Origin of the sequence: Alterileibacterium massiliense (assembly GCF_900104645.1) — a bacterium.
Classification (GTDB): Bacteria; Bacillota; Clostridia; order Peptostreptococcales; family Anaerovoracaceae; genus Alterileibacterium; species Alterileibacterium massiliense.
Genome location: NZ_FNWE01000002.1, coordinates 875,911 through 889,983, shown reverse-complemented (window position 1 = coordinate 889,983; position 14,073 = coordinate 875,911). Strand labels below are relative to the sequence as shown.

Annotated in this window: 11 protein-coding genes and 1 riboswitch; all 11 genes read right to left on the bottom strand. The window is 32.6% G+C overall.

Annotated elements, in window-relative coordinates; all coding sequences use genetic code 11:
• Positions 1-18: 18 nt before the first annotated feature.
• Positions 19-1,410, bottom strand: coding sequence for a glycerol-3-phosphate 1-O-acyltransferase PlsY (gene plsY, locus BQ5371_RS05960; protein ID WP_071132946.1), 1,392 nt, complete (start codon positions 1,408-1,410; stop codon positions 19-21).
• Positions 1,411-1,412: 2 nt separating this feature from the next.
• The gene (gene der, locus BQ5371_RS05955) at positions 1,413-2,735 is read right to left on the bottom strand and encodes a ribosome biogenesis GTPase Der (RefSeq protein ID WP_071132945.1); all 1,323 of its coding nucleotides are present in this window, start codon (positions 2,733-2,735) and stop codon (positions 1,413-1,415) included.
• Positions 2,728-3,624: a signal recognition particle-docking protein FtsY gene (gene ftsY, locus BQ5371_RS05950; protein ID WP_071132944.1), complete on the bottom strand. Its 897-nt coding sequence runs from the start codon at positions 3,622-3,624 to the stop codon at positions 2,728-2,730. The genes der and ftsY overlap by 8 nt, the downstream gene beginning before the upstream one ends.
• Before the next feature lie 9 nt (positions 3,625-3,633).
• Entirely contained in the window at positions 3,634-7,179 is a 3,546-nt protein-coding gene (gene smc, locus BQ5371_RS05945) for a chromosome segregation protein SMC (protein ID WP_071132943.1), read from the bottom strand.
• A gap of 14 nt (positions 7,180-7,193) precedes the next feature.
• Positions 7,194-7,901 carry a ribonuclease III gene (gene rnc, locus BQ5371_RS05940; protein WP_071132942.1) on the bottom strand — a complete coding sequence of 236 codons (708 nt, stop codon included), beginning with the start codon at positions 7,899-7,901 and terminating at the stop codon, positions 7,194-7,196.
• The gene (gene plsX, locus BQ5371_RS05935; RefSeq protein ID WP_071132941.1) at positions 7,891-8,913 is read right to left on the bottom strand and encodes a phosphate acyltransferase PlsX; all 1,023 of its coding nucleotides are present in this window, start codon (positions 8,911-8,913) and stop codon (positions 7,891-7,893) included. The genes rnc and plsX overlap by 11 nt, the downstream gene beginning before the upstream one ends.
• A 159-nt stretch (positions 8,914-9,072) precedes the next feature.
• Positions 9,073-9,546, bottom strand: a complete 474-nt coding sequence (ribH, locus tag BQ5371_RS05930; RefSeq protein WP_071132940.1) for a 6,7-dimethyl-8-ribityllumazine synthase — start codon at positions 9,544-9,546, stop codon at positions 9,073-9,075.
• 27 nt (positions 9,547-9,573) lie between these two features.
• The gene (locus tag BQ5371_RS05925) at positions 9,574-10,788 is read right to left on the bottom strand and encodes a bifunctional 3,4-dihydroxy-2-butanone-4-phosphate synthase/GTP cyclohydrolase II (protein ID WP_071132939.1); all 1,215 of its coding nucleotides are present in this window, start codon (positions 10,786-10,788) and stop codon (positions 9,574-9,576) included.
• 15 nt (positions 10,789-10,803) lie between these two features.
• Positions 10,804-11,457, bottom strand: a complete 654-nt coding sequence (locus BQ5371_RS05920) for a riboflavin synthase (RefSeq protein ID WP_071132938.1) — start codon at positions 11,455-11,457, stop codon at positions 10,804-10,806.
• Positions 11,457-12,692 carry a bifunctional diaminohydroxyphosphoribosylaminopyrimidine deaminase/5-amino-6-(5-phosphoribosylamino)uracil reductase RibD gene (gene ribD / locus BQ5371_RS05915; protein WP_083377450.1) on the bottom strand — a complete coding sequence of 412 codons (1,236 nt, stop codon included), beginning with the start codon at positions 12,690-12,692 and terminating at the stop codon, positions 11,457-11,459. The genes BQ5371_RS05920 and ribD overlap by 1 nt, the downstream gene beginning before the upstream one ends.
• A gap of 158 nt (positions 12,693-12,850) precedes the next feature.
• Positions 12,851-12,964: riboswitch (FMN riboswitch) on the bottom strand.
• 64 nt (positions 12,965-13,028) lie between these two features.
• Entirely contained in the window at positions 13,029-14,069 is a 1,041-nt protein-coding gene (rlmN, locus tag BQ5371_RS05910) for a 23S rRNA (adenine(2503)-C(2))-methyltransferase RlmN (protein ID WP_071132937.1), read from the bottom strand.
• Positions 14,070-14,073: the final 4 nt, after the last annotated feature.

Below are 14,073 nucleotides of genomic sequence, written 5' to 3'. Positions count from 1 at the left end.
TATTCCTTCAAAAATTCCTTAGTTCTTAGAGCCTACTTCCTTAGATATAATATTAATCTTTTGGCTTCCAAGTGATTTAATGACCTCATTGATGTTTTCACCATCATCTTCAATTACGAATAAATCAGCCTTTTTATTCATAATTAAGTCCTTGCAGTCACCTTTATAAGATAGCTCTAAATAAGGGTTATCTTTCATAATCTTTTTAACTTCTTCTTCAGTAATATTTTTACAATCGTTATTATCTATTAAATTAATTATAAGAGTATTTTTATCTGCTTTCTTTGAGAGTTTATTAAGTAAATCTTTCAATTTTTCATAGCTTCCATTTATGACTATGATATGCCTTTTATTTGCAGCGGTCATAATGTGATAAGTATATTGTATCCTTGAAGAAAGCTTTATGTCTGGAAATTCATTCTCTAGCATATTAGTATCCCTAAGGTTTGAAATAAGCTCTCTATCTTCTCCAAAGACCATAACATTATGTCCATTATATGCCATTATATTTGCAAGTGATAATAGATATTTATTAATTCCGATAAAGGCAATTTTTCTCTTATCTTTAGGTTTAAGATTTGGAACTGCTTTTTCATCAAAATAATTCTTAGGTATATCTTCGTCATTTGCTTTGTTACTGCTTTCATCAGTAACTTTTGCAATGCTATCTTCTTTATTATTTTTATTAACTTCTTTATTTAGCTCTGAATCTTCTTTTAATTCTTTTATATTATTGCTATCTTTTATATCTTTAATATCCTTTGTTTCTTCTGGATTTGCTACAGATATAGCCTTTTCTTCTTTTTTTATTAATCTCTTGATATTTGATATGTGTGTTAAAACTAAAGTCAGTGCAAGAATGCTTCCAAATATAAAAAATCTTGGAAAATAAAATAATATTAGTAATGGATATGATATAGCACCAATAAGAGAACCAAGCGACATCTTCTTTGAAATGCCAACAGTTAGAATTACCAATATAAGTGCTGCAAGTGCTGATGGCCAGTTAATCATAAGTACGGCTCCAAAAGCAGTTGCAACGCCTTTTCCTCCCTTAAATTTGTAAAAGATAGGAAATATATGCCCTAATACAACAGCAATTGAGCAGAGGGCTGCAGTATTAAAGTCTACTAATCCCATTCCTACTTTAACAGCAATCATGCCTTTTATAATATCGATACCGAGAGTTATAACTGCCGCCTTAATACCCAAAAGCCTAAGTACATTTGTTGTCCCTGCATTACCACTTCCTGAATTCTTTATATCAATACCCTTATATTTAGAAATTATTGTAGAAGGTGAAATAGATCCTATCAAATAAGATATTAGCAATGATAAGATAAGCAACAAATATTGATCCTTATTATAGCTCGCAATATTGTTAAAAATTACAATTATTTCTTTAGACATATCTATCTACCCTCGCGTTTTTCATTAAATATGAATTTTAATGATGTTCCTTCAAAATCAAAAGCTTCTCTTATCTTGTTTTCCAAATATCTCATATATGAGAAATGGGCTAAATCTCTAGAATTAATATTAAAAGAAAAAAGTGGTGGCATTGTGCCTATCTGACTTGTGTAATATATCTTAAGTCGCTTTCCTTTATCAGACGGAGGTTGTTTCATCATAATTGCATCTTCAATTACATTATTAAGCCGTCCTGTCGAAATGCGACGCGTTCTATTGTCTTGAATTTTTTTTGCGATTTCTATTACATCATATATCTTTCTTCTTTTCAATACTGAGATAAATAGCACAGGAGCATATGATGCGAATAGCAGTTCACTTCTTATAATTTTTTCATAATCTCTCATGGTATTTGTTTCTTTTTGAATCAAGTCCCACTTATTAACTACTATCAGAAGTCCTTTACCAGCTTCGTGTGCAACGCCTGCAATTTTCTTATCCTGCTCAGTTATCCCTGACTCTGCATCTATCATAAGGACACATATATCACATCTTTCAATTGCTGATATTGCCCTTATAACGCTATACTTCTCTATGTTTTCACTTACCTTGCTCTTTCTTCTTATACCTGCTGTATCTATTAGGGTATATCTAGAATCTTTGTATTCAAAAGGCATATCTATTGAATCCCTTGTAGTACCCGCTATATTAGAGACAATGACCCTCGTTTTATTTGTTAGTTCATTTACAAGTGATGATTTTCCAACATTTGGTTTTCCTATAATAGCAATTTTTATCTCGCTCTCATTATCATCATATTCATCATCTGGAAATGAAGCTACAATATCATCCAAGAGATCACCAAAATTAAGCATGTTTACAGAACTTATTGGCACTGGATTGCCGAGCCCGAGTTCATAAAAATCATATAAATTGTCGGAACCCTTTTTCATGTTGTCAACCTTATTTACAACAAGGATTACCGGCTTTCCGGTTCTTCTAAGCATTGAGGCAACCTCAGAATCAGCAGTTGTAATTCCATCTTTACCATCAACCATAAATAAAATGACATCTGACATTTCCATAGCCATAACAGCTTGTTCTCTCATTTGAGAAAGAATTGGATCTTCTGAGTTTGGTTCTATTCCTCCTGTGTCAATTATGGCGAATGGTTTTCCATTCCATTCAGTTTCAGCATAAATTCTATCTCTTGTTACACCGGGAGTATCTTCAACGATAGCTCGTCTCTCGCCTATAATTTTATTAAAAAATGTAGACTTACCCACATTTGGTCTACCTATAATCGCAAGTACAGGTTTACTCATCAAAAATTCCTCCTGCAAAGTCCTTGGGAATAAATTCGATTAGATCGTCCATTCCTTCTCCAATTCCAACATATTTTATTGGTATATCATATTGGTCGGTAATTGTTATAGCTATCCCTCCTCGTGCTGTTCCATCTAATTTTGTAATTATCATGCCTGTTAACTCGGCAACATCATTAAATTCTTCAGCTTGATTTATTGCATTTTTACCTGTAGTCGCGTCTATGACAAGTAAGGTTTCTCTTTTTGCTTCCTGATATTCTCTATCAATTACGCGGTTCATCTTCTCAAGTTCTTTCATCAGATTTGTCTTATTTTGAAGTCTACCCGCAGTATCACATATTAAGACATCCGTCTTATTAGCCTTAGACGCTTGAATTGCATCATAAATTACAGCTGAGGGGTCAGTTCCTTCCTTATGTTTAATTACTCTTGCACCAACTTTTTTGCCCCATTCTTCAAGTTGTTTAGATGCTGCAGCCCTATAAGTGTCTGCAGCTGCAAGTATAACGCTTCTTCCTTCATCTTTAAATTTCTTTGCTAATTTTGCAATTGAAGTTGTCTTGCCACCGCCATTTATACCAATAACTAAAATAATCAGAGGATATTCATCTATAAGTTTTTGTCTTTCGCCCTTATCAATAAGCTTTGATATTATCTCAATTAAGGCTTTTTTAACATCTTCAGAATCTTTTATATATTTAACTTTAATGTCATGCCTTAGCATTTCCATTATCTTTTCAGTAGTATCGAGGTTAATATCAGACATAACCAAGGCTTCTTCAATATCATCCATAAGATTCTCATCTATCTTTGGATTGTTGACAAGAATATCTGTTAGCCTTTCCCCTATCTTTCTAAGTGTTCCTTTTTCATTAAATATACTCATTTTATTTATCTATTCAGTCCTCTCTGATAATTTAAGTGATAGCAATTTGGATATTCCCTGCTCAGGCATTGTTACTCCATATAAAACATCTCCATGCTCCATAGTTTTCTTTTGATGTGTTATAATCGCAAATTGTATATCTTTGAAACTTTTTAAACAATTGCCGAATTTCTCAATATTTGATTCGTCAAGTGCAGCCTCAACCTCATCCAAAATACAAAATGGTGTTGGTTTTGCCTTTAGGACTGCGAACATCAAGGCAACACCAATAAGCGTCTTTTCTCCTCCTGACATCAGATTGATATTCTTTAATTTTTTCCCAGGTGGCTGTGCAATAATATCAATGCCTGATTCTAGCGGATTTGTTTCATCTTCAAGTCGTAACTCAGCAGTTCCTCCCCCAAAGAGTTTTTTGAACATCTCTTCAAAATTGAGGACAACCTTGTCAAAATTATACTTAAATCTAATTTTGATTGTCTTTTCAATTCCACTTATTATTTGATTTAACTCTTTTATAGCTTCAAGAGTATCTATTTCCTGAGCTGTCATAAATTCATATCTTTTGCTTACCTTCTCATATTCTGATATTGAACCTATATTCACATCTCCCAAGGCTTCCAGTCTTGTTTTAACATCTTTTGCTTCTTTGCTTGCAGTAGTAATCTTTATATTTTCATCTTTTAAGTCGGAAGCTTCTGCATATGAAGTTTCAAATTCATCCCATAGCTTTGTCTTAAGACTGTCTTTAATTGTTTCATTTTTTGCTAGCTTAATATCCGCCTTGTGGATTTCATCTTGCAATTTGTTTACTTCAAGATTAATATCTTCCTGCTTTTTTAAATAAGTTTTATAACTATCCTTATTTTCTTCAAGCTGAGCAGTTGCTAAAGATATTTTATCTTCCAAATTAATTTTTAACAATTTTAATTCATTTATCTTGTCATCTGAATTTTCACTATTTCCGCTTAATATCTCTTTTTCTCTTGTAAATGAGCTTAGTTCTTCATTTGAAGAATCTATTATATCTTCATAATCAGTCATTTTATCTCTTATCTGTTCAATCAGCTCGTTGTTTGCAAGCTTTTTATTCTGATTATTATTTAATGATAGGTGAATATCAAGCACTTCCTCATTTTCTTTTTCTATAATCTCTTTGTATTTCTCTGATTCTATTAAAAGAAAGTCTGTTTCAGTGCTTATATCCTGTGCTTTATTTTCAAATTCTTTAATTTCTTCCTGATATTTATTAATTAGATTATTGGTATTATTTATATCTCCTTCGATATTTCTAATATTTCTATCAAATTTATCATCAGACTCTTTCTTATTTTTCAAAAGTTTATTGATATGTTCAAATTCATTTGATAGCACATTCTTATCTATCTCCATTTTTTTAAGAATTTCATATATATTAACTCTATTTTCTTTTAATTTTTTTACATCTTCCCTATTAGAAGACAGCATTTCTATAAAATTCTTTTCTTCTATTTTTAATTTTTTAATTTCTAGAGATAGAGATTCTATTTCTTTTTTTCTCGCCAAAAAATTTACGGTTTTATGTTTATATCTTCCGCCTGTTATGGCACCGCTCATATTTATAACTTCACCTTCAAGTGTGACTATTCTGCTCGCTTTAATATTCTTTTTGGATAATTTAATTGCATCTTCTAATTTTTCAGTTATGATAATTCGTCCTAAAAGATAATCCATTATATTCTTATATTTTTTGTCATATGATATGATATTAGATGCTATTCCTAAATATCCTGATGAACTTATTATCTCATCATTGGCATTAAATTGCTGTCCATATATGGATTTAACAGGCAAAAATGTTGCTCTGCCATTTCTTGAACTTTTTAACCATTTAACCGCATTTTTTGCTGAATCGTCATCATCACATATGATGCTCTGCATTTGATTTCCAAGTGCCGTCTCTATTGCAAGTTCATATCCATCAGGTACAGAAATTAAATCTGATACTGTTCCTATTATGCCAGTTGATGTATTATTCATGAGAGCTTTAACAGCATTATTATATCCTTCGTATCTATCCTCAAGCTCATTAAGCGTATTTTTTCTTGATTCCTTGATATTTTTACTCTCAATATTTAATTTGATTTTTTCTTCCAAATCCTTATTGATTTCAGAAGTTCTAACTATTTCATCATTGATCCTATTTAATTTTTCTTCATTATCTTTTATTTCATCTATCTTAGATTTTAATTCATTATCAATTCTTTCAAATTCAATCCTAGTTGAATTTAAATTATCATCTTTTGACTTATAATCATTTATTGTTTCATTTTTTCTACTTTCAAGGGTTGTTAAATAGTTAGATAAGACGCCAATCTCTGCTTTTTTCTTTATTGACTCATTGTTTAAATCAATTATTTCGTTGTTATTGAAATCAATTTGTCTATTTATATCTTCGAATTTTGTCTTATGTTCCTCATTTAAATTTAAAGCTTCTTCTATTCTATTTTTATCTTTTTTTAAATCATCATCTATCTTAATTTCATTTTTTTGAAGTTCATTAAATTTTTCTTGCTCTAGTTTAAGCTTTTCATTATTTTCTTTTATTAAATTTTTTAATCTATCAATATCTTTATCCAGCTGAACAAGTCTCGCACTATCGAGTTCACCTCTATTACATAATCTATTTAATTCATTAATATTTTTTATTAGTAAGGCATTTGATTCTTCAAGATCATCATTTATTTCATCTTCTCTATTTCTAATTCTATCTAATTCGATGCCAATATCGCTTAATTCACTTGTATTCTTTAAAAGTGTCTCCCTCATCTCTTCTAAATAAGCCACGGATGATGAAAGATTTTTATCAATTCCCTCGATATTGTGAATGATAATATTTATTTCAAGATATTTATACCTATCTCGAAGCTTGATATATTCTTTTGCCTTTTCTGAATCCTGTCTTAATCCGTCAATCCTACCTTCAATTTCTGAGATAATATCTCTAACTCTTTCTAAATTGTTTCCGGCATCTTTGAGTTTTCGCTCCGCCTCAGCTCTTCTTGATTTATACATAACAATGCCGGCAGCTTCTTCAAAAACTTCACGCCTATTTTCAGGTTTTGTGCTAATTAGATCTGCAATCTTTCCCTGTCCTATTATTGAATATCCCTCAACTCCAATACCTGTATCCATGAATAATTCACGAATATCTCTAAGTCTGCACTGATTTCCATTGATTATATATTCATTTTCTCCAGAGCGGTACATTCTTCTGGTAACTGCAACCTCGTTATATTCAATAGGAAGAGATTTATCAGAATTATCTATTGTTAAAGTTACCTCTGCCATTCCCTTGGGTTTTCTAGTCCTAGTTCCAGCGAAGATGACTTCTTCCATCTTCCCACCTCTTAGCTGTTTTGGGCTTTGCTCCCCAAGTACCCATCTAAGTGCATCAGAAATATTACTTTTTCCTGTACCATTTGGACCGACAACGCAAGTTATGCCATCATTTAATTCTATTGTTACAGGGTCAGCAAATGATTTAAACCCATTCATGTATATTTTTTTAAATAGCACTATAATACCCTCTCTTATACATTCTTATGATTAATGCTTTTAATTACATTGCCTGCAGCATTTTGCTCAGCCTCTTTTTTGCTCGAACCTTTTCCCCTGCCGAGCTCTTTATCATTTGCAATAAGAGCAACGACAAATTCCTTTGCATGATCCGGCCCTTTTTCTGATACTTCTTTATATTCAATCCTTATATTTTTATATCTCTCTTGCAAAATTTCCTGAAGCATGGATTTATAATCTTGATTGAGTCTTCCCTGAACTGATAATAAAATATACTGATTAAAGAGGTCAAGAACTACTCTCTCAGCTTCAGTGACTCCTCCATCTATTACAATAGCCCCTATAATTGCCTCAACTGTGTCTGCTAGAATAGATGATTTATTTCTTCCTCCACCCTGATCTTCGCCCTTTCCAAGAAGAATAAACTCACCAAGTCCAATTTCTTTTGCTACCTGAGATAAAGACTTTTCACAGACTATATCAGCCCTTCGTTTTGAAAGAACTCCCTCTTTAACCTTTGGCATGAGCTCAAACAGTGCTATACCTATAAAAGCATCTAAATACGCATCTCCTATGAACTCAAGTCTTTCATTATTTTTATTAAAAGGCAGGCCTGCCTCATTTGCGTAAGAACTGTGAGTCAGAGCGTTTTTCAAAATTTCTAGGTCATTAAACTTATATCCAATTCTCTGCTGAAGCGTTGAATAACTTCTACTCTCCATCAACTGCCTCCTTACCAGAGAAATTTTCTATCGCTTTTTCTATTTCATGGCTTACATCAGCTTTTACATAATCTGCTGCTTTTAATAAGGCATTATATATGGCAAAATCGTCAGAGCTTCCATGAATCTTTAAGACGGGTCCTTTGAGTCCTAATATAGGAGCTCCTCCTGCCTCTTTATAGTCGAAATCTTTTTTAAGCCCTTTTAATTTTTTATAAACCATTAGTGCTCCCAGCTTAGAAGTCTTAGTTTCAGTAAGCTTATCTTTTATAGCTTTTAAAAGTGCAAGTGCTGTGCCTTCAGATGTCTTGAGGAAAATATTTCCAGAAAATCCATCAGTTGCAACTACATCAATGCTACCAAAAATTACATCACGACCTTCAATATTACCTTTAAAATTAATATTTGATTTGCTCAATAATTGAAATGCCTCTTTATGTAAATCATCGCCCTTCTCATCTTCAGCACCTACATTTAATAAGGCTACACTTGGATTTTTTATACCCAGTACTTTTTCTATAAATATACTTCCCATAATACCATTTTGCTGTATATACTCGGGTTTGCTTTCAACATTTGCACCGCAGTCAATTAGAAGGAGCGGTAAATCATTGTCGAGTCTTGGGAAAAAGCTGGCTATAGCGGGTCTTTTAACTCCTTTAATTCTTCCTAAGGTAAATAAACCGGCTGAAAGGAGTGCTCCAGTGCTTCCACCTGAAATAAAGCAGTCAGCAGCACCTTCTTTAAGAAGTTTCATTCCCTTAGATATACTTGAATCCTTCTTTTTTCTTACTGCCATAGCAGGCGATTCATCATTATTTATTACCTCAGTTGCATTGATAACTTCTATATTTTCTCCCGTCCAGTTTTCTTTATTTAGACAGTCTAATATTTCATCTTCTCTACCTATTATTAAAATTTTATCTTCAATTTCTTTTGCCGCTCTAACCGCACCTTTTACAATATCGAAAGGTGCATTATCTCCGCCCATTCCATCAATTAAAAGTTTCATTAATTCGCTATCTCCTTTGAAATATTAAATATAATAATATTTTCTTATTTATGACATTTAATTATAACATAAAAATAAGATATATTATTTAATCGCTTAAAAAATCCGAAGCATTAAGCAACGGATTTAAAAAAATAAGAAATTATTTAAATTACAAGATTAAAGCTGTCTATCTAGGTTAACCATCTCTATAGCGGATAGTGCACAGTCATATCCCTTATTTCCTGCCTTTGTTCCTGCACGAGAGATCGCCTGCTCGATATTTTCTGTTGTAACTACACCAAATAGAGTTGGTATTCCTGTACCAAGCGATACCTGTGCTATTCCCTTTGCTACTTCATTACATACCAAATCATAGTGACTTGTCTGACCTCTTATTACCGTGCCCAAACATATTACAGCATCATATTTCCCTGATTTAGCCATTTTGTTTGCAATTGTAGGTATTTCAAAAGCACCTGGAACCCAAACAACAGTTACATTATCTTCATCCACGCCATGCCTTACAAGACCGTCTAACGCTCCATCTAATAATTTTGATACGATAAACTCATTAAATCTCGTTGCTATAACTCCTACCTTCATACCTTCGGGTGCAACCAATTTTCCTTCTAGCAAATTAATTTTTTTCATCTTTATCTCCTTTTATATTAAATAATATTATACCAAATCCAGTAAATGTCCCATTCTAGTTTTTTTAGTGCTTAGATATTTTTCATCATACCTCTGAGGTTTTACTTCAATTGGCACTCTTTCAATTATTTCTAAGCCAAAATCACTTATGCCATATATTTTATCCGGATTATTTGTCAAAAGTCTTAATGATTTAGCTCCCAAATCTTTTAAAATCTGAGCTCCTACCCAGTATTCTCTTAAGTCAGGTTCAAATCCAAGGGCAATATTTGCTTCAACTGTATCCATTCCCTTTTCCTGAAGTGCATATGCTTTTAATTTGTTTATAAGTCCGATACCTCTGCCTTCTTGTCTCATATATAAGACTATACCTCTCTCCTCAGCATTGACAATTTCCATGGATTTTTGCAATTGGTGTCCGCAGTCGCACCTTAGAGAACCGAAGGTGTCTCCTGTAAGACATTCTGAATGAACCCTGCATAGGATATTTTCGCCATCCCCTATTTCGCCTTTCACAAGTGCAACATGGTGCTCTCCTGTAATATTATTAACATAACCATATGCCTTAAAATTACCATGCTCTGTTGGTAAATCACATTCTGCTTCGCAAATAACATGGGATTCATGAATACGGCAGTAGTCCTGAAGTTCTTTTATTGTAATAAATTTTAAATTGTATTTCTTAGCCATTTCCCAAAGCTTTGGTGTTCTCATCATAGTGCCGTCATCGTCCATGATTTCACAACAAACTCCGCATTGCTCAAGACCTGCCAGCCTTAGAAGATCTACCGTTGCCTCTGTATGTCCATTTCTTACTAGCACACCTCCATATCTTGCAATAAGTGGGAATGTATGGCCTGGCCTCCTTAAGTCAGTCGGTTTTGTATTTCTATCAGCACATTTCATTATAGTAAATGATCTTTCAAGTGCCGAAATACCTGTTGTTGTTTCAATATGGTCGACAGAGACTGTAAATGCTGTTTCGTGATTATCTGTGTTTTCAGACACCATCGGTGGAAGCCCCAATCTTGCTGCAACTTCAGCACTCATAGGGGTGCATATAAGTCCCTTGCCATGGGTTGCCATAAAATTCATATTTTCTTGAGTTGCAAACTCACCAGCACAAATTAAATCACCTTCATTCTCTCTATCAGGATCATCAGTAACCAGAATCATTCGACCTGCTTTCAATTCCTCTAGAGCTTCTTCTATTGTATTATAATTATATTTTTCCTTTGTCATCATCTTCTCCATTTCTTAAAATCCCATTTCTTTAAGGTATTCTATAGTCAATTTACCTTCTTCATCTTCTTTCTTTTCAGTGCTCATTAAAAGCAATTTTTGAACATATTTACCTAAAATATCAGTTTCTAAATTAACATAATCTCCAATATTTCTCTTAGTCAAGGTAGTTTCCTCTCCTGTATGAGGTATGATCGACACTTGAAAGCTATTCTCATCTGCCGAAGCAACAGTCAAGCTTATGCCATCGATTGTAATTGAACCCTTTTCAACTATTAAATTACATATGCTCTTCTTTGCTTTTATATTTATTCTTATGGCATTTTCGTCTCTATATATTTCGTCTATCATTCCAGTCCCATCAATATGTCCTGATACAATATGCCCTCCAAATCTGCCGTCCGCAGGCATCGCACGCTCTAGATTTACAAATGAACCCGATTCTAAAAAATGAAGATTGCTTCTATTAATAGTTTCCGGCATAACATCTGCTTTAAACCCATCTGTCTTTAATTTTGTAACTGTAAGACATACTCCATTAACTGCAATGCTATCTCCTATCCTTGTCTTTTCAAGAACTTTTTTCGCTTTTATATCTATTACCCCTGAATTTCCATTCAATGATAAAGAATTGATTTTGCCAATTTCTTCGATAATTCCTGTGAACATTATTTCTCCTTTCTGCCCACATAATAGCAGGTAAGAATGTCATCTCCTATCATTTTAATATCTTTTATACTTAATTTTATTGCGTCACTCACTTCATCTATACCATTCCCAGATACCGGGCTCTTGCCTCCTCCCCCAAAAATTTTGGGTGAAATAAAAGACATTATCTCATTTACTATTCCTGATTCTAATGCACTTTCATTAAGTATTCCTCCACCTTCAAGAAGAATGCTATCCATTCCTCCCTCACCTAAATATTTCATAAGGGAATTTAGGTCAATCCTAGTGTTATTTTTATCAAAAATATTTAGTATCTTAATTTTTTTATCTAAGAGGAAATTAAGTTTTTCTCCTTTTTCAGTTGTGCTTAATTTAATATCCTCTGCCACAACCTCGCCCATATTTAAATTTTTATCTGCAATAACAAGAATTGTTTCATATCTTGAAGCTGTCTTTACTATATTTGAATCGATAGGAATTCTAAGATTGCTATCACATATTATTCTGATAGGGTGCCTTGGATTTGAGATATTTTTTGCTCTACAATTTAATAATGGATCATCAGCTAAAACCGTTCCTATTCCAACCATTATCCCCATATATTTATGTCTTATCTCCTGAACATACTCTCTTGCCAAAGCAGATGTAATCCATTTTGATTTGCCAGTTGATGTGGCTATTTTTCCATCTGCTGTCATCGCATATTTCATTAGGACATAAGGTCTTTTATTTTTTAAATAATGGAAAAAAATATCATTAAGTGCATCACATTCTTCCTTCAAAAAATCCGTTATTACTTCAATTCCTGCTTCTCTTAATATCCTGACACCTTTGCCTGAAACCTTGGGATTTGGGTCTCTTGAGCCTATGACAACCCTTTTAATCTTATTATCAATAATCGCCTCTGTGCATGGTGGCGTCTTGCCATAATGACAGCATGGTTCCAAGGTAACATAGATAGTTGAACCCTCTATAGAATCTATATTATCATCTTTCTCTAAATTATCTTTTGCTGATAATATGGCATTTCTTTCTGCATGAAGTGAGCCATATTTAAGATGAGCCCCTTCACCGATTATCTTGTCATTTTTTACTATAACAGCACCAACAAGAGGATTGGGATTAGCCCATCCAATTCCTTTTTTGGCAATTTCTATAGCCCGCCTCATATATTTTTCATCATTTTTATTTTTTGATTCATTGTCTATATTCATTGATTCGTTATCTATATTCATACTAATTACCTAAAATATTAATTATAATTTTCTTATATATCTCATATATTTTTATCTAATTAATCTAAGATAATATTAATAGATTTAATATAAATTATTATAAAAATTACTAAATAAAAATGCCCAGAGATAATCTCAGGGCATAACAATAATAATATTATTATCTTCTTCCATCCAGACTATACTGTCGGTACCGGAATCTAACCGGTTCATGCTAATCGCTAGCGGACTTTACCGCCGATCGGGAATTTCACCCTGCCCTGAAGACGCTTAATTTCTATATTTGATTTTCTTTTGTTATGATAACTTAATTAAATATTTAAATCAAGTATTATTTTATACTCCTTTTCTCGCTCTAAGCTGTCCGCAGGCTGCATCAATATCTGAGCCGAGCTTTCTTCTAATAGTGACAGGTATCGAATTATTATCTAAAACTTTTTTAAAATTATAAATACTAACCTCTTTGGAAGCATTTAAATTGGTATTATCGACATCATTAAGTGGTATTAGATTCACATGACATAAGATTCCAGATAATAGCTTTGATAATTCTCTAGCATCTTCAATGCTATCATTAATTCCTCTTATCAATGCGTATTCAAATGTAACTCTTCTATGAGTCTTTAGCGTATACTTTTTACATTCATCAATAAGATCTGTAATCATATATTTATTAGCTATGGGCATTATAGTTTTTCTTATTTCATCATTAGGTGCATGAAGTGAAATTGCGAGATTTGCTTGAGGAAAATCATGAGCAAATCTATCTATATAAGGAATTATTCCACATGACGAAATTGTAATATTTCTCATCCCTAAATTATATCCTTTAGGATTATTTATAAGTCTTATAAATTTTGATAATTCCTCGTAATTATCAAAGGGTTCACCGATTCCCATAACAACTATATGGTTGATTTTTTCCCCTGTTAAATTATTTATTGAAAGGACTTGCCCATACATCTCGCCACTGCTCAAACCTCTAATTAAGCCATTCTTGGTTGATGCACAAAATTTACATCCCATCTTACAACCAAGCTCTGAAGAAATACATATTGTGTTTCCATAGGAATATTTCATATAAACTGATTCTATATTTTCTTCACTCAATCTATTTTCATTATTCAAAAGCTGAAATAATACCTTAATCGTTCCATCAATTGCTGACTTTTGAATTAAAATTGGAGCTGGTAATCCGATATAAAAATCGGACTCCAGCTTTTTTGAAAGTTCTTTGCTAATATTGGTCATTTTATCCCAAGAGTCAATTCCGTTAGAGATCCATTTAAATACTTGGCTTGCACGAAATTTTTTCTCACCAACTTTGGTCATATATTTTTCTAAATCTTGAATATTATAATTTAAGATATTTTCCATATGA

Excerpts from the sequence above, each read along its gene's own strand:
- plsY (WP_071132946.1), bottom strand. The coding sequence starts at position 1,410 with ATGTCTAAAGAAATAATTGTAATTTTTAACAATATTGCGAGCTATAAT.
- der (WP_071132945.1), bottom strand. The coding sequence starts at position 2,735 with ATGAGTAAACCTGTACTTGCGATTATAGGTAGACCAAATGTGGGTAAG.
- ftsY (WP_071132944.1), bottom strand. The coding sequence starts at position 3,624 with ATGAGTATATTTAATGAAAAAGGAACACTTAGAAAGATAGGGGAAAGG.
- rnc (WP_071132942.1), bottom strand. The coding sequence starts at position 7,901 with ATGGAGAGTAGAAGTTATTCAACGCTTCAGCAGAGAATTGGATATAAG.
- plsX (WP_071132941.1), bottom strand. The coding sequence starts at position 8,913 with ATGAAACTTTTAATTGATGGAATGGGCGGAGATAATGCACCTTTCGAT.
- ribH (WP_071132940.1), bottom strand. The coding sequence starts at position 9,546 with ATGAAAAAAATTAATTTGCTAGAAGGAAAATTGGTTGCACCCGAAGGT.
- BQ5371_RS05925 (WP_071132939.1), bottom strand. The coding sequence starts at position 10,788 with ATGACAAAGGAAAAATATAATTATAATACAATAGAAGAAGCTCTAGAG.
- BQ5371_RS05920 (WP_071132938.1), bottom strand. The coding sequence starts at position 11,457 with ATGTTCACAGGAATTATCGAAGAAATTGGCAAAATCAATTCTTTATCA.
- ribD (WP_083377450.1), bottom strand. The coding sequence starts at position 12,692 with ATGAATATAGATAACGAATCAATGAATATAGACAATGAATCAAAAAAT.
- rlmN (WP_071132937.1), bottom strand. The coding sequence starts at position 14,069 with ATGGAAAATATCTTAAATTATAATATTCAAGATTTAGAAAAATATATG.